This window comes from Pedobacter sp. BG31 (assembly GCF_042464845.1).
In the GTDB taxonomy this organism is placed as follows: Bacteria; Bacteroidota; Bacteroidia; order Sphingobacteriales; family Sphingobacteriaceae; genus Pedobacter; species Pedobacter suwonensis.
Genome location: NZ_JBHNZK010000035.1, coordinates 1 through 26000, shown reverse-complemented (window position 1 = coordinate 26000; position 26000 = coordinate 1). Strand labels below are relative to the sequence as shown.

Genomic DNA, 26000 nt, shown 5'->3' with positions numbered 1-26000 from the left:
CAAATGCTGAGCAAGCTCAAGGATACCTAGTTTGTTCTTAATGATCTTTGCTTGTGTAGTCATAATACTAATCTCTGTTACGTTGTTTAATTTATTGTAACTGTCAGATTAAGTTTTGACTAATTCAACTAATCGCGAGGTTAAAACGTTAAAAGCGATTCCCCTGCGATTTAAGCTTATTTATATTTTATCAGATAAATGTTTTTCTTATTCTGATTGAGAAAATAAAATATTGTTTTTGATTTGTTATCTATTTTTTCCACGTAAATATTTTTTTGATTTAATGCTATTAAATTCACATTGATTATAGAAACCTCCATACGTTTAATTAAACCATAATCCTCAATTATATTTTTATACTTACCTAATTCGTTATTGGAATAAGTTAAATAGCCCACATCGCCATAAACCATGGCATTATCTAATGTCCCGTTTTCTTTATAATTAACTTGGGTAGTAACAAGATATTTATTGCCTTTAAAAATAAAGGTACTGTCTTCTTCTTTAACATAATATCCTGGATTAACTCTCATCGCCTTAGTGTAGCTAATTACTTCTACTTTTTTTATCGGTGCAAATGTTAACAGACACGTTGTAAGCATCGGGATAAGGAAAGTCTTCATCATGGTTTTACAGTTTTATTTTTTGGATCAGACGAATTAGGTTCAACAACTACATCAATTCTTCCAGGGTTAGTTTGACTTTTATTAGATTGATCAATTATAGTACCAAGTACATTTTTTACTGTAACATTGGACGGATTACTTGGTGAATTATCCTTATTAACTATACCAAAACATCCATAAGCCATAGAAAGTGTTGTTTTCCCTTGGTATTTATAATAACCCCCAACATGAAACTCTATTCCATTCGCGCCTTTTTTACTCGCGTCTGGTACTCCAGCTTGAACAGCTGCTGAGCGATCTGCAGACGGTAATTTTGTACTACCATTTTGAGTTAGCATCAAAGCCGGTAATCCAGAGCCTTTCGGGACTTCAGAATCAGTTTTCTGTGCTTGATAAATATTAGAACTGCCAGTAGCAGGCTGAAACCCCATGTTAGTAGCAGTACGTGCGCCATTCCAATTTCCATTCTCACCATATGCCTTTTTTGCGCTTCCTTCGGTTACAACATACCCTGCTCTTGTAACACCAAATTCCATCCGAAAGTTTGCATCTTCAGTATCAGTAACGACCGCTCTATATACATTAACGGTTGTAACTGCAGCCTTCCCATTTGTTCCACTCGAGTACCCAGCTACCGTTTGCTGAACAGCACCTATTTTTTCATTGGTAACGGTAATTATTGGATAGGCAAATTTTCCATCAGGATCAATCATAAGGATAGGATTATTCAATCCATAATGATAAGGAGTTAGTGGGCTAGAAGATTCCGCTAAAGGATCAATTACATTCCATCTCCCAACAACTGGGTCATAAAGCCTTGCGCCATAGTCATACTGCCCTAACTCCTCCTGTAATTCCTTTCCATTATAAAGATATTTATTTATTCCCGCTTTTATTACTGGTTCTTTTCTCAGTCCAAAAGCATAATAATCATCATTTTGTAAAACCTCAATTTGATTTGTATTTGGGTTTTTATAAAATGTTGTTCTTACATTCCCTAAATGGTCATTTAAATTATATTCATAATTATAACTATCCCCATTGTTTCGAGCAATTCCTTCTTCGGTATGGATAATATCTATAGTGCCATCTGTTTTATATTCTATTCCCTTGATATAATTTCTTACTGAACCATTACTATTCTTAATTAATTTATTCCCTTCTGCATCATAAGTGTAAGATAGATTTACTGGTACCCCTGTTGATCTTGTTGCTTTTACAACACGGTTAAGATAATTATATGTTAAATTAATACCATTTACCCCATCAATAATTGCATTACCATTAAGGTCATATTGATAATCTACTGTTGTTAATCCATTTATATTTTGCAAACGGTTAGCAAAGTTATAATAGTTATATATTTTGGCCCCTGCATCATCACGGTTTAGACTTGCGATATTCCCCATTACATCGTAAGTCAGTACTTCTTTCATTAATATTCCAGCTGTTGTTGTTGCAGTCTTCAATCGACCAAGTTTATCATATCCATAACTGAAAATGTTCTTAATGGGATCAACTTTATTTGCCAAGTCCCAATATTGTTTGGTAATATTACCATTATATCCCTGTCCAATACCATCCTCATAGTCTAGTTTTAAACTAAACAGGTTAGAAATACTATTTTTCAGCCAACCGCGCTCATTATAATTACAAACGATGGTCTGCATATCATTATGCAGACTTTTCTGTTTAACTTGCTCAATTTCATTGTATAACAAGTGGCTTAAAACTATCTCTTCCTTATTATTGATATTTTCAAAAGTAGCGATTTTTCGCCCCATATGATCATATTCATAACGTTCTGCAATGATTGTAGTTATTCCGTTTACGGTATTCCTACGAGAATTAGACTCTAAGCTCCCATCAAAATTCCATGTTTTATCTACTACATCTATCCCATTCATGTGATTTTCACTTTTACTTTGTACTACACGTCCCTCTAAATCATAATAATTTACAGAGAGCAGCATATGCCCATTACCCAGGTTTTTAACTTTTGTCCCCGTAATTAAACTTTTTGTTCTTTCTTTTGGGGCTTGATCTCCCGTAGGCAATCCAAAAGTATTTGCAGCAAAATCGTAATCATCATAATAATTGATTGTGTTTGCTATAAAATCGGCCTGCGGCATAGCATTACTACTATAACCCATTACTAAATTATTATTATCCCTTGATTCCCATAATATAGTTTGGCTATCCGAATAATTCTGCAACCAATTCTTTTTGCTTCGATCTGGAACTAGGCTTATATCTGCCAAACTATTATTGTATGTGTATATTCCTGTTATTATTATTCTACCCATAGCATCATACTTGCTAAAGCTCCACTCTTGTGGACTCTTATCACGTTGATTTGCATCCTGACTTAATACCAACTGATCTAGTTTGTTATACACCATAAAGTCCCACCCTTTACCAGGTAGTTTTCTTTCTATTTGTCTCCTACGCCCGTCATAGTGGTATGCATAGATAAATTCGTTAAACAGCTGCTGTGTTTCATCAAAACTATCTATAATACTCTGTCCATTCTCGTTTACTGCAGGGGGAAGTACATAGCGGAGATTATCAAAATCGTCATATATATAATAAGTATTTAAACTTTTATCATCCGTCTCCCACAACCTTTTTAGAACGGTATGCCCTTCTATATCTTTAAATTCTTCAGTTGTGCCAGCTTTCATATCCCCGGGTTGCCAGTTTTCATCTCTAGTAATTGTTTTATATAATTTGCCTGAAGGATATATTGTTGCAATAGCACCATTATCAGTAGTATTAATATTCCATTGCTTTACTTCGCCATTGGCATTAACGCCATATTCCGTTTTCGCAGTATGACCTATATTACTATTTGCCACTGGTTGCCAAGGATTTCCTGGTGCACCCTGCTCTATTACTCTATTTAGGGGACTAGATTCGAATACAGTAACAGAAAAAGGGCTAGGAATATTTTTCACGCCATTAGGAGGAGAATTATAAAAGTTAGATTGCTCTGCAAATGCATTAGAACGATAACTGCCATTACTGCCAGCTACAGTATAAGGCAAATACTTTATTGTCTCGAGCCCAGAAACATCGTAAGCAATTGGCTGTACAATATCGGCAAAACTCGGACTCGCTTGTGTTTGTACTCTTTGTACAAGCCTATTCAAACCATCAAAGTATTGTATATCTTGATTTACATCTGAAACATTTAGGCCACTAATGTTTTCACTCTCTACAGGTTTTTTAAAGGTAAGTGTAGAAATAAAATTTTGGTTATTGCTTGGTACCCCAACAAATGGAACAGTAACCAAAAAGGTGGGACTAGTAAAAATACGTAAAGTACTTCCTGCAGGAACATAAAAACCATCTGTAAGGGTAATACTTGCTCCAGCTTTTATTTCATTTTGACCACTGTATGTTGATAAGGTGATATGTTGCGTTTGGGCATTACCACAAAATGCTATTAGCGATAGCAATAATAGAATTTGGTATTTTTTCATTGAGTGTTAATTCTTATAATGATAATAAAAAGCTTTTAATACTTTGTTATTTTGATCTTTTATTATTTTTAAGCGGAGAAAATCATCATAACCGAAATAAGTTGTTCTCCCTAGCGCATCAGTTTGACTGCTTATCCCTTCTAATGGCCTATAGGTGTAGGTATTAACTTGAGCATCTTTTAGCAAGATAGAATTTCTTAAAGGCAGGAGAAAATCTTTTATTTGTTGATCTGTTGGGTTTGATTCACTAAAGCTTTTTATTATAGAATCACCACCAAGTAATGATTCTATTGAGGAATAATCAACATTTTTGATCGCGGCTATAGGATATTGATTGCCATAACTATAAAGATAACTTGTCTTTAATCCTTTAGCAGTTTGTAACTCCAGTAAATTACCTTTACTGTCGTATTTATTATAGCTTATTTTGGTTTGATAACGCCCATCGTAAGTAATACCCGTTGGTGTAGCCTGCGTTGGAGATAGATAATTTGAAGATTGCCAGTTAAAGGGTTCGAAGCTAAGCTCTTTTTCTTTTAAAATTAAGTTACCTGTATTAACATCATTAAAAACACTTAAGTTGCCATTAATAATCGATAATGGTTGATTTGGTCTTTGTATACTGGTTACCGTCTCAATAGCAAAATTAATCATATTTGCAGATACCATTTTGCTGTATATATTATTCCCTGATCTTGGAACCTTGACCATATTACCACTGCTGTTAGTTATCCACTCCCAATAAATGCCCGAGAAAGCAAACTGATCAGGATAAAAATATCGTGTTTCTCTTACCAAGTTTTCTTTTGAAATCGGCTCTATCTTTTTTTCTAAAAGAAATGGATATGCTGATCTATATTCGTTTTGATTTACGATTTTAATGGAATCTCCCTTAGCAGCGTAATCAACTACTGTTTCGTTAGTTAACTGGATAGTTTGAGGCAACTCCTTGTAATAGTTAGCAGTATAATAGGTTGTAGTGCCACCAGCAGATGTTGCAATTGTAGATGATGTGAAAGCCTGCCTTTGTATACCAATTATTGCATTAGAATTTGATGCTGAGCTATATGAATAACTAAATTTCTTAAGCTTATCACCAGCCACATTATAGAGAACTTTTTCTTTAATTAGCCCTCTTTGGAGGTAGTATGGAGTTCTAAAGTTAAGATAAGAATATTTCTGGGGATCATAAGCATTAGTAATATTGTAAATATAGGTACCACCACCAGCATTTACTATCATGAATAATCCTGTAATATTATCAGGAAATGAATCGTAGTTTTGAAAAGTCTGCACTTCTTTACTTTGATTTGGATGAGTAATTACAACCCTAGAGTATCCTACTGCACGGCCATTTAAATCAAAAAGTTCAAAGCAAGGAATATCATACTCATTTATTGTTGTACCTACTACACTACCCGTTGTATAATCAAATCTCCAAGTAGGCGTTGTAAATACGTACCCTTTGTCGGGATTAAACTTCTGTTGTAACTGACCGCTTGTTGACAAGTTTGGAAACGTATATGAATAATTCGTCTCCTTAATATTATTTCCTTCTACTTGTTGTGCCTTTTTTATCCTTAATCCACCACCATCAAATTCTTTATTATTTTCTATAAATCTGTTTAGTTCATATTCGTACTTTGTTTCACCACCAGTTGGCCATTCTACGCTGGTTAAAACGCCAGATTTGCATTTAGCTAGATCTGCCGTTTTTACCGCACCTTGCGAAATTAACCGTTTACCAGTTGTATTGTTATTAAAATAACCCCAGTGGTCAAATTGAGAAGAAGATCTATCAGGCAACATGTTATCTTCATTGTAATGGAATTTAGCAATCGATATAAATTTATCTTGTAAAGAATTAAGCTGATCTACGCTTAATAGTTTAGGCCTATTATATGCGTTTCCTACGCCATCACTGAAATACGCATGATTAAATCGAAAAGAAGTTTTTATATTTCCCACCAGATCAGAAATGACAATTTTGTCCAGAGACCTGAGTGCGCTATTATCAAGCCTGTTATTATAATAAAAAGTCGCTGTTCCGTTTGGACCAGAAATGCTATGGATATATGCGGGATTTTTTGCCCTAACTATTGACAAATCTCCTCTACTAAAATTAGTCGCGCCATTTGTAAAAGTGGTTGCCGTTGAAATCGTATTATAATATGGTGTTTCATAAGGTGTTCCTGTTTCATAATCTATAGTAATAATATCACCCGAGGTAGATATAATTTTAGTTAGATACCAGCTGGTTGCCGTTTCGAACATTGTATTATGTTGTGTAGGGTATAATAGTCCTGAATTAGAGGATGATGAGGTATATTCTACAGAATTACTATTTTCTCCAAACAAATATCGTACTCCTTTTGGATCCACTATTTCCCAAACTGCATTAACATCATAAAGGGCATTTCTTTTTATTGTATAGCCTTTTTGTTCTATAAACTCAGGCACCCTGTTTGGCCTGAATATTATCCGTCCACCAATGGTAGAGTTAAATATGTCTGGCTGTAAATCACTACTTAAACTTAAATTAAACATTCCTAGAACACTCTCTTTCAAAGGTTGTTTAAAGCTTGTTGAAGACGTATCGTTATTCAACCAGGAATTATCAGCATATAGATATCCCTGAAAATTGGTCCCTGTTTCATCTGGATGATCTCTAACTACTCTTGTAATAACACCCCCTGCAACTAACGTCCATCCTGTGGAAACTGGACCCGCAACATCCTGCACCTTAATCCCATTACTACCAGAATAATTAAGTGAAATAGCTGTCTGAATGCTACCACTCTTAATATCATACAATGGCAAAGTTATCTCAGGGCTCCCTGTAAATACATTTATTGGAAATTCAAATACTTTTGCCAATGCAGCAGCTGTTGGCGTAGGTGGTATAATATCTGAATCAATATTGGGCTTATTAGTTTGAGGATTTTGCCATGGGTTTGGTTGAGCAATAAGGTTGGATATACTCAGAATTACTACCATGAACTGTAGTAGGATTTTTATTAGCAATCTGTACATTTTTTTATTATTTCTTATTTGTATTTTTTAAAATGTTAGTCAAAAACTATAATTGACAAATGATACTTTTCAAGTGATACTATTGAGTATCAGAGCTATTAGATGAACAACCTATGATAAATCGGACAATTAAATACCATTCTTTGCGATCTGCAATTTTTGCTTTTCATTGGAGTAAAATTATTATTGTAATGCATTAATATTAGATTCTTTAAAAACTACTACTCATCTGGAACATGGGCAGATACATCGCAATCAGGATTACCCCTACTACCAATCCTAAAAAAATGATGATTAAAGGCTCCAGCAAGCCGCTAATGGCATTGGTTTTGTATTCTACCTCTTCCGTATATTGCTCGGCCAGTTGTTCAAAAAAGTATTCGAGGCGGTTTACCTCTTCGGCAATTTTGATCATCTGGATAAATTTGCCAGGATAAAAATCATATTTGGAAAGTGCTGATGAGAGACTGCTTCCTAAAAGGATATCTTTTTCGGCCAGGCGCAGTGAATTTTCTACCGGATAAAAGGTAATCATCTGCCTTACCAGTTCCAGGGCCTGTAGCAAGGGGGTATTGGTTTCGGTAAGCAGGCGCATGGTATTGGCAAAACGGGCCAGGTAAACCTTACGCGTAATTTCGCCAACGATGGGAATGCGCAGTAAGAGTAAGGAAGCTCCTTTTTTAAACCAGAATTTATTGCGGTTAATAAAATATAGTACAACTATTGCCGCGATTACAAAGAGCATCAGGTAGATATAGCGATCGAACCAATCAGAAAAACTGACAATAAGCGAAGTGATATAAGGTAACTTGCCGCCAAAACGTTTAAATACATCGGCAAACATGGGCACCACGAACTTGATCATAAAAAACACCGCCGCGAAAGAAGTAAACAATACCAGTAAGGGATAGGTAATGGCACCGATAATTTTGCGTTGCTGGCTAATTTTAGATTTATAATATTTAGCCAGCTCGCCCAGTACCTCTCCCAGTTTACCGGTTTCCTCTCCTATTTTTACGCTGTAATATTCGTAAGGACTGAATTTGGATTCAAGCTGCATGGTTTCAGAAAGTGATTTACCCGCTATGACCTGCTTTTGTACTGCGGAAAAAAGTTCCATATCTTTTTTTTGGGTATAAGAACCTGCGGTAAGTTCAAGCGCGGATCGGATATCAATCCCCGACCGGATCAGCGTGCCCAGTTCATTGTAAAACCCCTCCTTTTTCTTGTCGGATAATTTACCCTTGCCAAAAGAAATGTCTTTGCTCAAAAAATCAACAAGACTTGCTGCTTCCTTTTCTTTGGGTGCACCATTTTTTTTCTGGATTTTTGAAATATCTATTGACGGCATGTTATTTTAATAAATCGTGAGCACTGTAAAATTTCCCTATGGTGACAGGGATCGTCTGTTGTTTTTCCATTTTAAGCATAAAACTGATATGATCAACAGTGTCCATTTCAAGAGCTTCCCTTTCTTCGAAGCGAAAACGGGTTTCAACCGGTATTACATGAAAGCTATCCGTACGCAAATTTTCTACCTTCCTAAGGATGGCCGTGTCTGCAAACTGGTAGGTGATATTCAAACTATCTCCGGTAATGTTAAAACCTTCGGCTGTCCTGATCAGGTAGCGGCCTTTAGCGATATCTTTTTCCATGGTTCTGCGTAAAGTAAGGACCTCTTCTGCTGTAGCATTTTTTTTCTGAAAAGCATGAAAATAGTCTCCAACCATCTGGTAGGCAGTATAACAGATGCTCATGCATATTGCAGCCAGCAGCATGGCAATCGCTATTTCCATCAATGTATAGGCCTCAATTTTCTTTGTTTTCATCCTTCATTTTTAAAAGAAATCTGATGTGACCTGCCGGAGTTCCATGTTCCGCTGCTTTGATCTCTACGATATGCATGGCTGAACTGGCCTGTTTAACCACATTGATTTTATAATCGACACTATCCAGTTGGAGATTCTCCTGTTCAACACTTCCGCTTTTGATAACCTGCAACCGAAGCGTTTCCAGCTGTTGTCCAATCTGTACTTTGCGCATGGATACGCCACTGCTCAGCACATTGGAAAAAAGCCCCATAGCCATAGAAAACACCACCATGATAATCACCATGGCAATGAGTACTTCTATCAATGTGGAAGCTTCCAGCTGCTTGCTTTTTAATTTTGCCATCTCAGTATTTTTTGCGTTTCAGCCGCCCCAGTAAATATGGCCGAACTGAGGTACACCCTACTCCTGGCCTTTCTGTTTAGTATTACATCAATAAGGAAATTTTCGTAGAGGGTAGCAGGAGTTTGCATAATAAAGCGGTTACAGGATACCTTTCCGGCCACCTTTACCTGCTTGCCAAGCTTAATCAATCCGGTTGCATAAACTTCACCCTGCACCGTGCTTTGCTCACCCAGGGCTATTTGGGTTTGCAGCGCCGATCGCTTAGGTTCGTAACTAAAAATGATCCCTTCAAAGCGGTTGTTTTTCCCCAGGGTAATCTTGGCCTGATCGACCATTTTTTCCTTGCTGACCAGCCCCAGCACCGATGGATAATCCAAATGAACATCATTTCCGATCACAATTGAATCTCTGGCGAAAAGCTGGCAATTGCCTTTAAAACCATCAGCCACTACAATGCTCCTGGCATAAATGATGGTATTATCCAGCTTTGCTACTGCAGAAATCTTCACCGTAGTATCTGAATATAAAACAACCTGACCAGAAAGCTGGGTATTGACCTGGCTCAAGTTTGATACGTTAAACCGTTTGGCTTTGGCAAAAAAAGAAATCTGCTCATCGCTCCCATTTAAAGTAGGAAGTTTTGTAAAATCAAAATCGAGCGCTGTTTCTATTTCCTTAATCCACTTGCTTTCTAATCCACCTAAGGCTCGTTTACTGTCGGCAATTTTACCATACACCAGCTGATCGCCTGAATAGGGCCGGCTATCTACGTACGATTTGCGCATACCTGCTTTAGGCACTTCAACATTACCGGTAATGCGGGTATCGCCACTTACCGATAACGGTCTGTCTTCATCACTCAGGTACAGTGCCACAGCATCGTTGGTAGTTTCCTGCCCGATCAGAAAACTTCGTTTCAGGGTATCAGTCAGTACGAAACTTTTAACGGTAGCCAGGGTAAAAATGCCCCAATGTTTTGCTTCAATCAATACACTATCGGTCTGGTCGCCAAAAAGATCTAATGCAATATTATTTTCTTTGGCATTCGCATTTTGAGCCAATACGTACGCGATGCCCGAATCCATATTTCTGCTGAGCCGGGCCATCCGAATCTCTTTCAGGTAACTTCCGCGATAATGCGCGGCCAGCATGATCAGCGATGCACAGATCAAAGCAATGATGAAAGCCACAATGATGGAGAAATATAAAGCGCCGGCTCTAAGCATAATTAAGGTTCATTGGTCATTGGTTCATTGGTTATTAGTTTGTTGGTTCATAGTTGATAACCAGATTGCCTGCAGCGATTGTGATAATCAGCTGTTGTTCATAGATTCATGGTTGATAGTCAAATGGCCTATAGCGGTGGATAATTGGTTATTGATCATTAAAAAACCAGAAACTCTTAACTGATAACTGTAAACTGTCTACTGTTTAACTTTTTTCTTCAGTTCATCGATTTCTTTCTGCTGGCTGATCATGTAAAGCGTTAGTTCTTCAATTTTTTGAAGTAATAGTTTGTTCATTTCGCCAAGTTCTATTCCGTTTTTTTCAACATCTTCTGCACTTGGAACTCCCGGAAGATGCTTGTTCTTATTAATGTAACGTGCTAAATCTACCAAAGAACCAATTTTATAATCTTTTTGAAATACAAAATCAGGCCAGCCGGTTGCTTCTACCTTAACTTCCCTGGCCCTGATATTACCATTAACAGCCAGTCGTTCGGCACCAAACGTTTCCGTACCAATGCCCACTTTACCATCTGCACCTACCACCATGTGGACATAATATGTACTATTGCTCCAACTTGTTGTTCCTAGTACAAAACGGTCTCCATCGCTTCCATAATCATCACCAATATCAACTCTTAAATCGCTTGAATTAAAGGCCCTGTTAAAACGGTAAATAGAAAGTTCATCCGAATTTGAAGCTACCCCATTGAATGTGATCTTTTTTCCAGTACCAGTAACTGCACCATCAGCCACACCAATAGATAAGTTACCATCAATAGTTTGGTTTTGTGCCCGGCCAACAGCAAATGAACAGGCTAAAGCGAGTGTTAAATAGATTTTTTTCATTTTTTATAGTTTATTGTTTTTTTTCAGTCCATCGAGTTGTTTTTGCTGGTCTACACTTTCTTTTTTCAGCTCAATAATATAAAGCGTTAACTCCTCTATCTTTTTAAGTAAAAGTTTATTCATTTCACCCAGTTCAATTCCATTTTCTTTTACTTCTTTAACAGACGGGATCTCAGGCAAATGTTTATTTGCTTTGATATAACTTTCTAATTCATCCAACTTTCCAACCTGATAACCTTTGGCAAAAACATAATCTGGCCAGTTCGTAGCTTCAACTTTAATTTCCTGCGCCCTGATCTTACCATTTACGGCGAGTTTAAATCCCCTGGTATCAGTTGTACCTAAGCCTAAATTGCCATTCAAATAATTTAATCCACTGCTACGGCTGTAAATTGTCCCCTCATCACTTTTTCCTGAAGAATTGACGTAGGCGTCAATCGAGGTTTTAAAGCTATGGGCAGGTCCGTTAATCTCCTGGTAAGGCAACGCGTTTTGTACACCATCAAAAATGCGCGGATCCTGAACAGCATCAGATTTAACATAATAAGTGGTTCCACCACCTTTAAGCCATATTATAAAGTCATAGGACGTATTACTGGCGGTTGCATCCCTGTATCCGGCTATGAATGCCACATCCGGATTCATACCACTATTACCAGCCTGATTTATATACACATCGGTAAACCTGGCACCATTTCCCCATCTTGTATTATGAAAAATAAATTTTGACATTAATGAACCTCTCCAGTTCCCATTCTGGTGTACATCTGATCGGCCGATTTCTAGTACAGTTGGCCGCCTGCTATCCCAATTAACATCAGAAAATACTACCGGATAAAATTTATCCAGATCACCACCAACAGTGAAGGGTGTTTGAGCGAGTACTGTTATGACGCATGACATAAACAGTATGGAAAGCATTAACTTTTTCATTTCTTAATTTTTATATTTTTTTGTTTTTGATTTTGTTGCTGCAGCACTACTACTTTTTTATTAATGGCAATCAATTGTAAAGTAAGTTCTTCTACTTTTTTTAACAGTAGCTTATTCATTTCGCCCAGGGCTATTCCATTTTCTTCCACATCTTTGATACCTGGTATTTCTGGCAAATGTTTATTTGTTTTGATATAATTTTCCAATGCTTCCAACGTCTCAACTTTGTAACCTTCTTCAAAAACGTAATCGGGCCAGTCAGTCGCTTGTACTTTAATTTCTCTGGCGCGGATATTGCCATTTACGGAGAGTTTTTCGGTTGCATTGATCACTCCGAGACCAAGGTTCCCGGTATTGCTTAGATTCATCATTACGTGTTCTGTATCCGTGCCTGCGTCTCTCTTAAGCCATTGAAAAAGTGGAAATGTAGGCCTGCTATCAATCCTAATGGCGGCACCCAAAAAAGCATTGTTTTTGCTGGCTTCTCTAAAGTTTAAACTCATATTAAAAAGTGGGGCAGTTCCGCCAACTTCTGTATTTAATCCAAGCGGTATATCGGCGTTTGAAATCAGGATGTTTCCTTTAACTTCTAATTTTTCTTGTGGAGTTAATGTGCCTATACCCACATTCCCTTGAGCAGGAAATGTGTTTCCTTGCGCAAAAACAAACGTTGCAGTTAAAGCAAATACCAATGTTAATATTGTCTTTTTCATTCTAATTATTTTTAGACTCCAGTTTTTTTAATCTTTCCTCCACCCCGGATAGCTTTTTAGCCTGTATCTCTAATTGCTTCTCTTTTTCGATAAGATGCAAAGTGAGTTCTTCCACCTTTTGCAACAGTTTAATGTTCAATTCTCCCAGGTTTACACCATTTTCGACCATCTGCTTTGCAGTAGGAATATCAGGCAGGTGTTTATTGGTTTTTACAAATTTTTCAAGGTCAGTTAAGGCAGGCAGTTGATAGTCAGGTTCGAATACAAAATCGGCGCCCGCGTTCGTGGAAACCTTTATTTCGCGGGCACCAATTTTACCAGCTACAGTGAGCATATCAGTTGGGTTAGTTGTACCGATGCCTACGTTTCCATTCGCCAATGCTTTTATCGCAATTGACGCTCCTTTTTGAGTGTCTGTTAAATTTCCGACGTAAAGTTCCCATTCGTTTGTCATGGGCAGAAATTTGTTGACCGTTAAATCATTTCCTGTAGCGCTTAATGGCGTAAATGAACTGTTAAAGTTTACAGATCTTATTTTGATATCAACCTTAAGTGGTGCATCTTTTGATCCATAGTTATTTATTGCCCGAATCCTAAACCTGGGGTAGCCATATTGCGGATTACAATCGACAGTAAAATTTTGATACCAGTCTAAATATTTGTTCCGGTTTGTACACCCGGTTTCCCGCCAGGTATTCGGATTAGCATGAGAAATTGCGGCAATATGTGTAGCAGCTGCAGCAATATCTCCCCTGGTGTAAGTTATTGAAATTTCAAAAAAACCTGAGGCACTAGCCGAGATAGGCTGAACCACCACAAATTCGATATAATCGCCGATCACAAAGTTGGCTGGGAAAGTAATACTGGTTTCGTAATTATCGACACTTGTGTTTATATCCTTTCCTGGTGTTTTTTCAGCTGCATTTACATGACCTTTTACGAAGATCAATAAGAGCATAAAGATGGCGTAGTGTTTCATTTTTGTTTAGTTTTAAATGTAGTTTTTTGTTTTCTTATCAGTTGTTTTTCGAGTACTCTAATTTTCTTTTCCTGCGCTACGATATGCAGGGTAAGCTCTTCCTGGTTCTTTAATAGTTTTTTTACCAAACTGCCGAGGTCTACACCATTGCTTTCTACTTCTCTTGCGCTCGGCATTTCAGGCAGATGTTTATTCAGCTTGATATAACTTTCCAATTCTTCCAACGTACCAATCTTGTAATCATTTTCAAAAACATAATCAGGCCAGTTCCCGGCTTCTACTTTGATTTCCTGGGCGCGAATTTTGCCGTTTACCGACAATCTTTCGGTAGGATTAGTTGTACCGATGCCTACATTTCCCTGGGCATCAATTCTTAATTTTTCTTCATTCACATTTGTATTGAAACTGATAAATCCTCCTGTTCTATCTCCGCCTCTATGAAAATTGATTGAACTGTTCGTTTGTCCGTAAAAGTTATGCACAATCGAAAAGCTTTTTCCTCCTAAAACATTGGTATTATGGCCTTGTATCCCTACAAAAGTTACATTTCCAGTTCCGTCGCCTTCTACCAGCCGCCCTAAAACAGCCCTAAACATTCCATTAGGAATCGGCTTGGTAATGTCAAAAACAGCACGTGGAGCTGAATGGCCAACACTTACGTTTGCAGCCTCAATAAATAAGTCATCATAACCAATTGTTATATCATATGCACCAATCCTGGCATAGCCCGGGTTACCACCAGCAAAAGCATATTTGTTTGGGTTTGCCAATGATTTGAATTGGACCTCCTTAATTGTTGAACTCCCTCTATCAGTAACCGATTGTAAAGTTTCTTGAGCAAAGCTGCTTATGGATAAAACAGCAAAATAAAATGTGAGTAGCGCTTTCATATTAATTTTTTGGTGTATTTTTAAATTTCTCGATCGTTTTTAACTGTTTTGAAAAAGCCTTAAGCATTTCTGCCTGCAATTTTAACTGCTCTGCCAGCTGTGTAATATTTTTGTCTTTCTCTATTAGATGTAAAGTCAGCTCTTCTATTTTTTGCTGCTGCAGCTTTAGCATCTCACTCACCGCAAGCCCATTTGCCTCCACTTCTTGAGCACCAGGCATATCCGGCAAATGTTTGTTTGCTTTAATATAACTTTCCAATTCTTCCAACGTTCCAACCTTGTAACCTTTTTCAAAAACATAATCGGGCCAGTCGGTCGCTTGTACTTTAATTTCCTGGGCCCTCATCTTACCATTTACGGCGAGTTTAAACCCCTTTGTATCAGTAGTACCTAAACCCAAATTGCCATTCAAATAATTTAATCCGCCGCTACGGCTATAAATTGTTCCCTCATCACTTTTCCCTGAAGAATTGACGTAGGAATCTATCGATGTTTTAAAGCTATGGGCAGGTCCATTAATTTCCTGGTAAGGAAGCGCATTTTGAATGCCGTCATAAACACGCGGATTTTGAACTGCCCCCGATTTAACATAATAAGTGGTACCTCCACCTTTAAGCCATATTACAAAATCATAAGATGCATTACTTACTGTTGCATCGCGATATCCGGCAATAAAGGGAACATCTTGTCTAATGTCTACATCAGTAAAACGGGAACCATGCCCCCATCTGGTCGTATGAAACCTGAATGTAGATATTAGTGAGCCTCGCCAATCTGCATCTTTATGCACATCAGAACGGCCAAGTTCAAGTTGTGTTTCACTATTATTATTCCAGTTGAGATCGGCAAACACTACCGGATAAAATTTATCCAAATCACCACCAACGATGAAAGATGTTTGAGCCATACCAGCCATAAAGCATGACATGAAGACCAGAGAAAGCATTAATTTCTTCATTTTAAACTTGTTTGATTTCAATCAATTTTATTTTTTTGCTTCAGGATTACCACTTGTTTGTTGATGGCGATCAATTGTGTTGAGAAAAATTATTACATTTTTGCTATTTGCCAGCCATTTGCCGTAACGTCCTCTTCGCAGCTGGCCCTTAACATAATATTAGAAGTAAAGCTGGTTTTATTTGTGTGTTGGAAATGTTGGTTTTTTGAACCCTTTATTTCATTTTCTTTAGCATTTCGCTCAGCATCTTTTCCTGTCGGTCCAGTCTGCTTTCGAGATCTTTAACCTTTGTATTTTGATTGTTGATCTGTTTATCCTTTTCAATCAGGTGCAAAGTAAGTTCCTCTATCTTTTTTTGCTGCATTTTTACCACTTCACCCAATTCAAGGCCATTGGCCTCGATATCTTTTGCTGTAGGCATATCTGGCAAATGTTTGTTTGCTTTGATATAACTTTCCAATTCTTCCAACGTTCCAACCTTGTAACCTTTTTCAAAAACATAATCGGGCCAGTTGGTAGCTTCTACTTTGATTTCGCGAGCGCGGATGTTGCCGTTTACAGACAATTTTTCGCGAGGCATGCCAGTGCCTATGCCCACATCGCCATTAGCTTTTATTGTCATTGAGAGCATACCTGTGAACGCCTGGCCTTCAGTTACCGGACCTGGTGTATTGGTATAAAATAAAATGCCACCCTGATGATTCTGTCCATTTCCTGGAATTACGACGGAAGCCCCAGACATTGAGGGATGTGTATTCGCAATTTTCAGATCATCATTATCAGAAAAAAACAAGTTCGAAGACATGAGTACGGTTCCATGATTATTTGAACTAAAATTGGCATAGTTCTTTGTACTTGTATTTGAATTTGTTTGACCAAATGCAGCGTTGAAGCTTGTTATATTCCCAAATACATCCAATTTTGACGTTGGATTATTGAGTCCTATACCAATATTACCACCATAAGGGGCAAGCAACAAGCTTTTATCCATGGTTCCTATTCCATTAGTTGGTAAAATTGCGGGGTGTCCGAAAGCATTCACGTTAAAAATAATCCCATTATTGGTTGTTGCATTTCTTATAGAAAATTGATTGCCCTCTATCTGAAATTTATCTGTTGGGTCGGTGAGCCCTATTCCAACATTTCCATTAGCGGGAAAAGTATTCTGGGCGGTGCATACAGAGGTCAGGCACAGCATGCCAAGAGTAAATAATATGTGCGATTTCATTAGCAGTGTATGTTTATTTTTTTACTTTTCTCTCCATTTCATCCATCCTCTTCAATATGCCTTCAATTGTTTTATCCTTCTCAATCAGATGTAATGTGAGTTCTTCTACCTTTTGCAACAGTTTAATGTTCAATTCTCCCAGGTTCACACCATTCTCCACCATCTGCTTTGCAGTTGGAATCTCAGGAAGGTGTTTATTGGTTTTTACAAATTTTTCAAGTGCTGCTAAATCCGGGAGTTTATAATCGGGCTCAAATACAAAATCGGCTCCTGCGTTAGTAGAAACCTTTATTTCGCGGGCACCGATTTTGCCGGCGACTGTAAGGGCCTCCGTGAGATTTGCTGTGCCAATTCCCACATTGCCATTAGTACCAGAAATAACCAATGAATTATTGGTAACCAAGCTACCATCTCCATTATACACCTGAATGTGCAGATTTTGATCGTTGCCACCATTATTGATTTGAAATGCTTTACCCGAAGGATCAAAAATAGCTCCTGTTCGCGCTTCTCTGTTAAAAGCTAATCTACCAAAATATGGGTTAACACCTGGATCGATACTTATACCGGTACTTCCAGACCGGATGGTCAATGAAGAATTAGGGGTACTGGTTCCGATCCCCACATTACCATTTGTTTCTAACAATACCTTAGACCATGGTTGCGCAGGGTTATTATTGGTTTTTCTAAAGTATAATTCCTGATTAAAAAAACTGCCGGCAAACTGCATGGCAAAATTATTTTCAGTATTGCTGTGCCTCACATCGAGCAAATGCCACCAATCATACGCTCCTGCAGGATAATTAACAGGTTGGTACGTTTCGAAAAAACCCGATACAGCACCCGCATTTCCCTGAAGGCCGGCATCATTTCTGGTTTGGGCTTGCGTATCCACGATTAACGAGGTAAAGCAGCATAAGGTAAGTGCTGTTAATTTGATTTTTTTTGTCATTATTTTAGTTTCTTTAGGATTTTCTGAATGGTTACATCTTGTTGCGCGAGTTTTGACGTTAATTCATTGACCTTATTTTCTTGTCTTTGAAGCTGTTTTTCTTTTTCGATGAGGTGTAAGGTAAGTTCTTCTACCTTTTGCAGCAGTTTAATATTCAGTTCTCCAAGGTTTACTCCATTTTCAACCATTTGTTTGGCCGTAGAGATTTCGGGAAGATGTTTGTTCGTTTTTACAAATCTTTCCAATTCGGCTAATTCAGGAAGTTTATAATCGGGCTCGAATACAAAATCGGCACCTGCATTGGTAGAAACTTTAATTTCACGGGCGCCAATTTTACCAGCTACAGTAAGCAGATCTGTTGGATTGGCTGTACCAACACCAATATTTCCATTGCCCATTATCCTTAATAATTGTTTCTCCTGACTAGCATTATTATAACTATAAAATGCAAAACCACCTTGAGATCCAGCGCCTTCATTAGCAACAAAATCAGTTTCGCCATGCCCAGCGGTTCTATTCCATCCCATAAGCATTTTGCCTGTACCTGCCAGGCTTTGATAAGCAATGGGGTTCCCGTTCATATCGAGGTTAGCATCCTGCCCCCCAAACTTCACCGTGCCTACAACATCTAATTTTGCACCGGGATCTGCTGTACCAATTCCCACATTCCCGTTATACTGCCAGGTCATCACATGCTGATCAGGCACATTGCTCTGATTACTTGCTCCGTTTACATATAAATCCAACCTTGACCCCCAATAAGACGGGCCACCGTGGGCAATCCTAAATTCTGCTGATTCAGGATAACTGTAATTAGGCGTACCAGGCCGAGAAAACTTCAACAGCGATTGTGCAGCCGAAACTACACCAGCAGGCTTGCTATCCGGACTAATTAATATATGTAATGGCGCATCGGGATTAAGCGTGCCAATCCCTGCCGGGCCACTATTAGGAAAGGTATTCTGCGCATAGGCCAGACTGCTTCCAAACATTATGGAGCAGAGCATTAAAAATTTAAAATTCATATTAATATTTTATTGATCAGTTTTGATTTTCTGCGCTTCCAGATGCTCCATCCTTTTAATCAGTGCATCGATTTTTTTATCTTTTTCGATGAGATGTAAGGTTAATTCCTCAATTTTTTGTTGTTGTAATTTCAACATTTCACTTACCGCAATCCCATTTGCTTCTACATCTTTGGCAGATGGCATTCCTGGCAAATGCTTGTTTGCTTTGATATAAGTTTCCAATTCTCTCAACGTTCCAACCTTATATCCGTCTTCAAAAACGTAGTCGGGCCAGTTGGTAGCTTCTACTTTGATTTCGCGAGCGCGGATTTTGCCGTTTACGGAGAGCTTTTCTGTCGGATTTAATGTACCAAGACCAATATTGCCAGCGTTGTTAAAAAAAGAGAAGCTTTCCGGATTCGCAATTGATGACCAGTTAAATTGCGTTGGTGTAGTATTTTCCTTTTGAAAAAAAGGGGTAAAGTCATTGCCTCTTATTAGGAAAGTCAGCCCAAGATGTGCAATGGGTGTTTTAATATAAACATCATAAAATTCCTCATTTCCATTTTCATTTGAGATTTTTGCATACCATTGTAATTGGTTAGCAGAATTTCCGGATAACTGTAGAATTGGTTTTTGTGTACCCGATAATTTTTGCGGAAAAGAAAAATCGATAAAACTACCTCCTGATCCTTGATAATCTACAAAATAAGCACGACCAGCCACCCCCCCCTTACCCCAGTAACCTTGATCAGCATTGTAGTTTTTTATCGAAAATAGTTTTATCCATTCCTGCTCTGCGGTATGATGATAATATTCGTAAATATAAAGTTTTGTATTATTATCTTTATTCGGATCACCCAATATGGCTTGCGCTTTACCCAGATGATAACTAATTAGTAAAGCAATTAAGATGAGCAAGGATTTGGAACTTTTCATAATTTTATGTTTAAGATTTTAGCGCTTATAATTCTTTTTTGATCATGGTTATTTCTGTACCTTTTTGATTAGATAGCGTGTAATTCACTTTTAAGTAACAGTGTTTCAGTTCGGCTGATGCTATAACATTTCCCTGTACTTCTTTAAGAGAAGGGTAAATGTTTTTAATTCTTTGTCTTTATTGATTAAATATAAATCAACATCTTAATTCAGAAGAATATTGATTTTTTGTGATCAGGAATTATTTTAAACCAAAGCTTAACGTTTCCTGTGTACTATATTAAGTTTTCGATTTTCAAGTTCCAACGCTCTGAACTTTTTATCCAGACTGATCAGATGTAAGGTAAGCTCCTCTATCTTTTTCTGCTGGATTTTTACCATCTCACCCAATTCAAGGCCATTAGCAGCAACTTCTTTTGCCGATGGCATATCCGGCAAGTGTTTATTGGCTTTGATATAACTTTCCAAGCCATTTAATGTTCCGACATCGTAATCGTCTTCAAAAACATAATCGGGCCAGTTGGTAGCTTCTACTTTGATTTCGCGAGCGCGGATGTTGCCGTTTACCGATAATTTTTCTCCAGGATTAGTTATTCCAATACCCACATTACCCCCGTTGATATAATGGTTTCCTTGCCCCGTTATCAGTAATCTTCCGGTAGATTCTACATTATTTTTAGAATCCAGTAAAGTCATCCAATCAGACCAGGTATTCTGACCATAAAAAGCTTCTCTATATCTGATTTTTGAGTTGTCCCAGCCCGCAAAATAAAATTGCCCGGTTTGATGTCCGCCTAGCCCATAAAATTCCATCACTGTTCCATAAGCACTAGGGCCGCCATTGTTATAATTATCCCATAGTTTGATAGACATGGAGTTGATCGTGGTTCTCGGGGGAGCTGAGAAATTGATATTTTGATGCGTAAAAGTAAGCTGATCTTGTTGTGCAAACAAAAAACCAGAAAAGAAAAGGTTTAAAAAGAATGTTAATTTAAATTTCATGATTAGCGTAGTGTGAGTTTTATCTTTTAAACAACATGATAAATAATTATTTTTAGCGTTTTAGGTTATGTTTTTTAGATTTATTGGTTTCAAGAAGATCGACCCTTTTAATCAGTGCATCGATTTTTTTATCCTGTTCTATTAAGTAAAGGGTTAACTCTTCCACCTTTTGTAATAGTTTGATATTTAATTCACCAAGACTGACCCCGTTTTCGATCATTTCTTTGGCTGCAGGGATTTCAGGTAAATGTTTATTGGCCTTTACAAAGCACTCAACTTCAGACAAATCAGCTAACTTATAGCCAGGTTCAAATACAAAATCAGCTCCTGCATTAGTAGATACCTTAATTTCTCTTGCACCAATTTTTCCGGCAACCGTTAACATATCAGTTGGGTTGGCTGTACCAATACCAATATTACCATTTTTATGGATACGCATTTTCTCTTGTCCTGCTGTACCAAAAACGATATTCTGATCCATATCTGGGATAGTGGAATAGGAACTGATATCAATGTATGACATTATTGCTGGTGTTGTTCCGGCTCCGGCACTCAATCTTAACAAACCGTCATTGTAAGCATATCCTGATTGGCTGTAAGATCTTATTTCGCCGCTTAAAGGTTGCGTAGATAACGATGGCCTTGGTGATGAATTATTTAAGGCAGATTGCAACAGCATATTTCCTGCTACATCTAATTTAGCCATCGGGCTGGTGCTTCCTATGCCCACATTACCATTGTCGCTTATGGCGAACTTAGGCCCCATCATAGAAGTATCGTGATTATAGCTCCAGAACTGTAATGAATTACCATAAGCCCCGGTCATATTATATATTGACCAACGATAGGCTAAATTATTGGCAGTTTTAGATGGGTTTTCAAGCCATAGGGCTCCGCCTTCGTTTGAGCCAACACTTGATAAAATGATACCGGCTACGGATAATTTTTGAGTTGCTTCCATCCCGACACCAACATTTCCTGAGGTTGGGAAAGTATTTTGGGCAAACAACAGACTACCTGTAAATAAAAAGAGGCCAATTAAGATGATTTTTTTCATTATTTTATTTTTTTATCTTTCTTGAAAATGGATTTTAACCACCTGGTTATTTTAACTGCTTTATTAGGCTGATAGGCCATCACTTTGCCTTTTTTGTACCTAACCACCTGAATACTATCGGCACTAATGCGTTTTTCGAGTTTTCCATTTAACTGGCCATCCCTATACGTCCCTCTTTCTGATAAAGCACCTTCCTGGTCATATTTTTCAAATTTACCATTGGCTTTGCCCGAAGAATAATTTATGATTGAATCCAGTTTTCCATCCTCCCCCCAGTTTTTCCATTTACCCGTTTTCAAGCCCATTTGATATAGCCCTTGTGTTTTAAGTCCTTTGGTATCATAAAATTCATTATATACACCATCCAACAGTTTGCCACTATAACCACCCTGGGTATAACGGATCTGATTACCACTGTACCAGGCATAGTTTCTGTCCGATTTAATGGTTCCTAAACCAATTTCCGGGCGTTGCACATAGAAAACAGCTTTGTAATGGTCATAATTAACGGTATGGGTATAATGACTTACATTAAAATAGGATTTTATACCTTGTGCATCGGCCTTAAAAAACAGCATGCTTAACAAGAGCAAGGTGATATAAACTAACTTCATTGCTTTATTGATAAAAATTTTGTTGCATTCTGGTATTCGACTTTTATCGAATCGCCAATACGTTTTATAAATTTTAAACCATTTGCCCTTTCGCCTTCACTAAGCATTACTTCTTTACCGTTTACACTAATAATGGCTACATGCTTTTTTTCTATGCGGTTGTAAATCTGCCCGCTATAAATAATTCCCGACCAATTAACCTGAGGTTTAAATGGAGCAGGTGTGGCTGGTATGATTGGTGTTGCTGGTTTAGCTATCTGCTCAGGTTCTAAATAGCTTAAGGCAAAAGGATCTGCATAATTCATTTCCAGTGTTACCTGATCTTTTGCATGATCAACCATATTGAAATAAGGCTCTTTGATTGTCCTGGAATTAACCGGAACATTATCTTCGGTAGCGAGTCCGGCAAAAACCCGATAAAAAATGATCCCCCATACACCTGCCACACAACAAATGAGCAAATAGGTGGTTTTTTTACTTTTCATGCTTATTGTAAAATAAAAGTTCTGATCTCGCTGTAAGCACCCGCATTTCCGGCTTTATCAAAAGCTCTCACTCTCCAGGCAATGGTTTCACCCGCATTACCCGCATCAAAAACGTGTTCGGTAGCTGTTACGATCTGGGGATAACTCTTACTGTATGGTGTCTGCTCATCGCTCTGGTATACCGATATTTCATAACGTTCAGCATCAGCGAGTTTGTTCCAGGTTAGCCTTACAGGCCGGGATACGGACTGTTTATTTATCGGAGTACTGAGCAATACCCGTTCAGGCCCTGTTGCATCATAGGTAAAGCTTCTTACGTTACTCCATTTCGAATTCTCCGTACTGTTTTCTGCCCGTACGCGGAATTGATAGGTACCTTCTTTACTGAGTGTTTGTAAAAAGCCCAGGTTATCAGTTGTAATATTGAGGGTCATGTTATTTTCATCGAGAAAATTATTATTATCTACCTGTAAGCGATATACATTGGCACCAAAAAGTTTAAGCCATTCGTATCTTACTTCAGCTTTTGAAAAATAAAGCGCACTGGCTGGAGCTGTAAGCTGCACACTCTGCTCTTTAAGACTGGAAGGGAATATTTCGAGCGAACGGGTACTGTAACTACTCGCGCTGCTACCGTTTTCGCCTCTAACCCGCCATTCGTATTTTCCCGGATCCATAGTATATACAAATTTTTCGGTTTTGATCAGGGTATCCAAAACCATTTTACTTACACTGTCAAATTTTGGTGCTACGATTTGTAACCTGTAAAATAGCGCATCGGCCATTGGATCCCACCAAAAAGTTTGTTGATAGCTATTGGTTTCCAATTTATTAGCAGGAGCCAATATGGATATATTCCTATTTTCTATAGATGGCTCAATAAATTCACTACAACCTGCCAGCAATAGCAAAACACTTCCCACTAAAAGATTTATATTTTTTTTCATCGTTTAAAACTGTATGTTAAATTCGCCAGCCACCTGTGCCTTTATCAGGCATCCTCCAAAAGTAATTAAAGCCACTGCCAACCTGGAGTAGGAAAAGATTTGGACACCAGCCTTTTTCTTGATCATTTTTTGCGCTTTTTTTTCAAAAAAAGCCTTCCGGTAGGTACTACCAATCAGGAGTTTATTCGTTTCATTGCCATTAAGCATTACGGTATTTCCCTCCACAGCGGTAATTTTTTCATCATTGATGATGTAAGATTTATGTATCCTGCTGAAACCGGCACCGGGTAAACCATCTTCCATTTCTTTCATTGTGTTATGGCAGGAGAAACATTGGTTATTTTCCATGTGAAGAAGAACATAGTTCTGCATGGCCTGTATGTAGATGAGTTGATCGCATTTGATCAGGAATTCCTTTGATCCTTTAGCATCAGCTTTAATAAAAAAAGAATCTGCTACCTGCTGCCTTTTCAAGCCCTTTACGGAATGGGCTAACTGCGTAAGGTGATCGAATTTATTGATACCCTTTACAAAACGGTTAAACGTAACCGGCCTGATCAGGTAATCAAATGCTGAATGTTCAAAAGCTTCGAATGCCATTTCTGTGTTTTCTGATACCAGAATAATGGAAGAAAACTGTTTGATACGCTCCAGCCAACCATTATTGCCGCTTAAAAAGGCAACTTCAACAAAAACAATATCAGGTTTGATGGAATATACAGCATCAAAACTTTCGGGCCGTTGTACCGTGTATCCCTTTAACTGAGTAAGCGGGTAGTCAGTTATATACACACATAAAGATTCTACGGTATGCAGGTCACCGATTACGTAACAGCTGATCATAATGCGTTAAGTCTAAATACATTGTTGTCATGCCCCTTATCAGACATTAAAATTTATTATTATTGATTAAAGCAGAAACCGACTGGTTGTTATGAATCTTGTGATGAGGTAATACCTGAAAAGCAGGATATTTTGAGAGAAGCATTAACAATAGACGAGTACATTTATTTGCCGTTTAACCTCGTCTAATATCCTCAAAAAAATACAAAGCACAAAAAAACGGCAAACAAAAAAACAAATTATGCGTTACTTGACAATAATCAAGTAAATACAATTAAAATTTTAGTTGTCTAGGAAAAATAAGGCGGCACAAACGCTCAAAAAAGTAACCATTTAGCTACAAACAAAATCTAACAAATCACAACCAAATTCTTAAAATACACGAGACGTAACTAATCATTAGCAGGATGTAGTTTTACTAGATAAAATGGTATTTGGCCAAACCAGAGGCTACGGTAGAAGGCATGTAAAATGAAAATAGTAAAAAACAAAGCGATATGTTTTTATCCTACTCCACAACTTTTGGTGTTGATCCCAAACTACTTGTAAACGATCAAAATAATCTTTGGTCCAAAATAGACTATAAACAAAAAAACCACAACTTTCGTTGCGGGTTTTGCTCCTTCTGCTGGGCTCCCCGATGAATCGGGATCATACTCCCCAGCGACCCTCTGATTAATCCCGCACGTGCGGGACTCTAACCAGCTGAGCCAATTCCAGTCAGCATTTCTCCTTTAACCATACGCTCAATCAACTTCCGGCTTTTCTGGCTTTTGATAAATCGTTCCAGACGCATTGCTTCAGCCTCTACATCCCACACAGATAGTATGTCATAACTACAAAAAACAAATGAGGTTGGGCTACCTACAATGAGTATTACTCGTAAATGATCAAAATAATCTTTTGTCCGAAATAGACTTTAAACAAAAAACCCACAACTTTCGTTGCGGGTTTTGCTCCTTCTGCTGGGCTCCCCGATGAATCGGGATCATACTCCCCAGCGACCCTCTGATTAATCCCGCACGTGCGGGACTCTAACCAGCTGAGCCAAAATTCCAG

Annotated in this window: 24 protein-coding genes; all 24 read right to left on the bottom strand. The window is 37.9% G+C overall.

Going from position 1 to position 26000, the window contains the following annotated elements; genetic code table 11:
- Positions 1 to 176 precede the first annotated feature (176 nt).
- Entirely contained in the window at positions 177 to 626 is a 450-nt protein-coding gene (locus tag ACFE6N_RS23160) for a hypothetical protein (RefSeq protein ID WP_378940247.1), read from the bottom strand.
- On the bottom strand, positions 623 to 4111 hold the full coding sequence (locus tag ACFE6N_RS23155; RefSeq protein WP_378940245.1) for a DUF6443 domain-containing protein: 3489 nt from the start codon (positions 4109 to 4111) through the stop codon (positions 623 to 625). The genes ACFE6N_RS23160 and ACFE6N_RS23155 overlap by 4 nt, the downstream gene beginning before the upstream one ends.
- A gap of 6 nt (positions 4112 to 4117) precedes the next feature.
- Positions 4118 to 7108 carry a hypothetical protein gene (locus ACFE6N_RS23150; RefSeq protein ID WP_378940243.1) on the bottom strand — a complete coding sequence of 997 codons (2991 nt, stop codon included), beginning with the start codon at positions 7106 to 7108 and terminating at the stop codon, positions 4118 to 4120.
- A 247-nt stretch (positions 7109 to 7355) separates the two neighbouring features.
- The gene (locus tag ACFE6N_RS23145) at positions 7356 to 8495 is read right to left on the bottom strand and encodes a type II secretion system F family protein (protein ID WP_378940241.1); all 1140 of its coding nucleotides are present in this window, start codon (positions 8493 to 8495) and stop codon (positions 7356 to 7358) included.
- A gap of 1 nt (position 8496) precedes the next feature.
- A complete protein-coding gene (locus tag ACFE6N_RS23140; RefSeq protein WP_378940239.1) occupies positions 8497 to 8973 on the bottom strand; it encodes a type II secretion system protein J in 477 nt (158 codons plus the stop codon).
- Positions 8954 to 9319, bottom strand: coding sequence for a hypothetical protein (locus tag ACFE6N_RS23135; RefSeq protein ID WP_378940237.1), 366 nt, complete (start codon positions 9317 to 9319; stop codon positions 8954 to 8956). The genes ACFE6N_RS23140 and ACFE6N_RS23135 overlap by 20 nt, the downstream gene beginning before the upstream one ends.
- Positions 9307 to 10545, bottom strand: coding sequence for a hypothetical protein (locus ACFE6N_RS23130; protein ID WP_378940235.1), 1239 nt, complete (start codon positions 10543 to 10545; stop codon positions 9307 to 9309). The genes ACFE6N_RS23135 and ACFE6N_RS23130 overlap by 13 nt, the downstream gene beginning before the upstream one ends.
- Positions 10546 to 10743: 198 nt before the next feature.
- Positions 10744 to 11394, bottom strand: a complete 651-nt coding sequence (locus tag ACFE6N_RS23125; protein ID WP_378940233.1) for a hypothetical protein — start codon at positions 11392 to 11394, stop codon at positions 10744 to 10746.
- 3 nt (positions 11395 to 11397) lie between these two features.
- A complete protein-coding gene (locus ACFE6N_RS23120) occupies positions 11398 to 12327 on the bottom strand; it encodes a hypothetical protein (protein ID WP_378940231.1) in 930 nt (309 codons plus the stop codon).
- The gene (locus tag ACFE6N_RS23115) at positions 12324 to 13040 is read right to left on the bottom strand and encodes a hypothetical protein (protein ID WP_378940229.1); all 717 of its coding nucleotides are present in this window, start codon (positions 13038 to 13040) and stop codon (positions 12324 to 12326) included. The genes ACFE6N_RS23120 and ACFE6N_RS23115 overlap by 4 nt, the downstream gene beginning before the upstream one ends.
- A gap of 1 nt (position 13041) precedes the next feature.
- On the bottom strand, positions 13042 to 14019 hold the full coding sequence (locus tag ACFE6N_RS23110; protein WP_378940227.1) for a hypothetical protein: 978 nt from the start codon (positions 14017 to 14019) through the stop codon (positions 13042 to 13044).
- Entirely contained in the window at positions 14016 to 14909 is an 894-nt protein-coding gene (locus ACFE6N_RS23105) for a hypothetical protein (RefSeq protein WP_378940225.1), read from the bottom strand. The genes ACFE6N_RS23110 and ACFE6N_RS23105 overlap by 4 nt, the downstream gene beginning before the upstream one ends.
- 1 nt (position 14910) lies before the next feature.
- Positions 14911 to 15867, bottom strand: a complete 957-nt coding sequence (locus tag ACFE6N_RS23100) for a hypothetical protein (protein WP_378940223.1) — start codon at positions 15865 to 15867, stop codon at positions 14911 to 14913.
- A gap of 214 nt (positions 15868 to 16081) precedes the next feature.
- Entirely contained in the window at positions 16082 to 17095 is a 1014-nt protein-coding gene (locus ACFE6N_RS23095) for a hypothetical protein (RefSeq protein WP_378940221.1), read from the bottom strand.
- Positions 17096 to 17108: 13 nt separating this feature from the next.
- On the bottom strand, positions 17109 to 18047 hold the full coding sequence (locus ACFE6N_RS23090) for a hypothetical protein (protein WP_378940219.1): 939 nt from the start codon (positions 18045 to 18047) through the stop codon (positions 17109 to 17111).
- Positions 18047 to 19072, bottom strand: a complete 1026-nt coding sequence (locus ACFE6N_RS23085; RefSeq protein WP_378940217.1) for a hypothetical protein — start codon at positions 19070 to 19072, stop codon at positions 18047 to 18049. The genes ACFE6N_RS23090 and ACFE6N_RS23085 overlap by 1 nt, the downstream gene beginning before the upstream one ends.
- A 9-nt stretch (positions 19073 to 19081) precedes the next feature.
- Positions 19082 to 19993, bottom strand: a complete 912-nt coding sequence (locus ACFE6N_RS23080; RefSeq protein ID WP_378940215.1) for a hypothetical protein — start codon at positions 19991 to 19993, stop codon at positions 19082 to 19084.
- Between the two features lie 258 nt (positions 19994 to 20251).
- On the bottom strand, positions 20252 to 20995 hold the full coding sequence (locus tag ACFE6N_RS23075; protein WP_378940213.1) for a hypothetical protein: 744 nt from the start codon (positions 20993 to 20995) through the stop codon (positions 20252 to 20254).
- Positions 20996 to 21047: 52 nt separating this feature from the next.
- The gene (locus ACFE6N_RS23070) at positions 21048 to 22052 is read right to left on the bottom strand and encodes a hypothetical protein (RefSeq protein WP_378940211.1); all 1005 of its coding nucleotides are present in this window, start codon (positions 22050 to 22052) and stop codon (positions 21048 to 21050) included.
- The gene (locus ACFE6N_RS23065; RefSeq protein WP_378940209.1) at positions 22052 to 22666 is read right to left on the bottom strand and encodes a toxin-antitoxin system YwqK family antitoxin; all 615 of its coding nucleotides are present in this window, start codon (positions 22664 to 22666) and stop codon (positions 22052 to 22054) included. Before ACFE6N_RS23065 ends, ACFE6N_RS23070 begins: the two co-directional genes overlap by 1 nt.
- Positions 22663 to 23151, bottom strand: a complete 489-nt coding sequence (locus ACFE6N_RS23060) for a hypothetical protein (protein WP_378940207.1) — start codon at positions 23149 to 23151, stop codon at positions 22663 to 22665. Before ACFE6N_RS23060 ends, ACFE6N_RS23065 begins: the two co-directional genes overlap by 4 nt.
- Positions 23152 to 23153: 2 nt before the next feature.
- A complete protein-coding gene (locus ACFE6N_RS23055; protein WP_378940205.1) occupies positions 23154 to 24098 on the bottom strand; it encodes a hypothetical protein in 945 nt (314 codons plus the stop codon).
- 3 nt (positions 24099 to 24101) lie between these two features.
- Positions 24102 to 24941 (bottom strand): LytR/AlgR family response regulator transcription factor, encoded by an 840-nt coding sequence (locus ACFE6N_RS23050; RefSeq protein WP_378940203.1) that lies wholly within the window; start codon positions 24939 to 24941, stop codon positions 24102 to 24104.
- 876 nt (positions 24942 to 25817) lie between these two features.
- Positions 25818 to 26000 (bottom strand): hypothetical protein (locus ACFE6N_RS23045; RefSeq protein ID WP_378940201.1); only part of this gene is annotated, 183 nt, incomplete at its 5' end.

Bases quoted from the DNA above. Each gene is read 5' to 3' on its own strand.
- ACFE6N_RS23160 (WP_378940247.1), bottom strand. From the start codon at position 626: ATGATGAAGACTTTCCTTATCCCGATGCTTACAACGTGTCTGTTAACA.
- ACFE6N_RS23155 (WP_378940245.1), bottom strand. From the start codon at position 4,111: ATGAAAAAATACCAAATTCTATTATTGCTATCGCTAATAGCATTTTGT.
- ACFE6N_RS23150 (WP_378940243.1), bottom strand. From the start codon at position 7,108: ATGGTAGTAATTCTGAGTATATCCAACCTTATTGCTCAACCAAACCCA.
- ACFE6N_RS23145 (WP_378940241.1), bottom strand. From the start codon at position 8,495: ATGCCGTCAATAGATATTTCAAAAATCCAGAAAAAAAATGGTGCACCC.
- ACFE6N_RS23140 (WP_378940239.1), bottom strand. From the start codon at position 8,973: ATGAAAACAAAGAAAATTGAGGCCTATACATTGATGGAAATAGCGATT.
- ACFE6N_RS23135 (WP_378940237.1), bottom strand. From the start codon at position 9,319: ATGGCAAAATTAAAAAGCAAGCAGCTGGAAGCTTCCACATTGATAGAA.
- ACFE6N_RS23130 (WP_378940235.1), bottom strand. From the start codon at position 10,545: ATGCTTAGAGCCGGCGCTTTATATTTCTCCATCATTGTGGCTTTCATC.
- ACFE6N_RS23125 (WP_378940233.1), bottom strand. From the start codon at position 11,394: ATGAAAAAAATCTATTTAACACTCGCTTTAGCCTGTTCATTTGCTGTT.
- ACFE6N_RS23120 (WP_378940231.1), bottom strand. From the start codon at position 12,327: ATGAAAAAGTTAATGCTTTCCATACTGTTTATGTCATGCGTCATAACA.
- ACFE6N_RS23115 (WP_378940229.1), bottom strand. From the start codon at position 13,040: ATGAAAAAGACAATATTAACATTGGTATTTGCTTTAACTGCAACGTTT.
- ACFE6N_RS23110 (WP_378940227.1), bottom strand. From the start codon at position 14,019: ATGAAACACTACGCCATCTTTATGCTCTTATTGATCTTCGTAAAAGGT.
- ACFE6N_RS23105 (WP_378940225.1), bottom strand. From the start codon at position 14,909: ATGAAAGCGCTACTCACATTTTATTTTGCTGTTTTATCCATAAGCAGC.
- ACFE6N_RS23100 (WP_378940223.1), bottom strand. From the start codon at position 15,867: ATGAAGAAATTAATGCTTTCTCTGGTCTTCATGTCATGCTTTATGGCT.
- ACFE6N_RS23095 (WP_378940221.1), bottom strand. From the start codon at position 17,095: ATGAAATCGCACATATTATTTACTCTTGGCATGCTGTGCCTGACCTCT.
- ACFE6N_RS23090 (WP_378940219.1), bottom strand. From the start codon at position 18,047: ATGACAAAAAAAATCAAATTAACAGCACTTACCTTATGCTGCTTTACC.
- ACFE6N_RS23085 (WP_378940217.1), bottom strand. From the start codon at position 19,072: ATGAATTTTAAATTTTTAATGCTCTGCTCCATAATGTTTGGAAGCAGT.
- ACFE6N_RS23080 (WP_378940215.1), bottom strand. From the start codon at position 19,993: ATGAAAAGTTCCAAATCCTTGCTCATCTTAATTGCTTTACTAATTAGT.
- ACFE6N_RS23075 (WP_378940213.1), bottom strand. From the start codon at position 20,995: ATGAAATTTAAATTAACATTCTTTTTAAACCTTTTCTTTTCTGGTTTT.
- ACFE6N_RS23070 (WP_378940211.1), bottom strand. From the start codon at position 22,052: ATGAAAAAAATCATCTTAATTGGCCTCTTTTTATTTACAGGTAGTCTG.
- ACFE6N_RS23065 (WP_378940209.1), bottom strand. From the start codon at position 22,666: ATGAAGTTAGTTTATATCACCTTGCTCTTGTTAAGCATGCTGTTTTTT.
- ACFE6N_RS23060 (WP_378940207.1), bottom strand. From the start codon at position 23,151: ATGAAAAGTAAAAAAACCACCTATTTGCTCATTTGTTGTGTGGCAGGT.
- ACFE6N_RS23055 (WP_378940205.1), bottom strand. From the start codon at position 24,098: ATGAAAAAAAATATAAATCTTTTAGTGGGAAGTGTTTTGCTATTGCTG.
- ACFE6N_RS23050 (WP_378940203.1), bottom strand. From the start codon at position 24,941: ATGATCAGCTGTTACGTAATCGGTGACCTGCATACCGTAGAATCTTTA.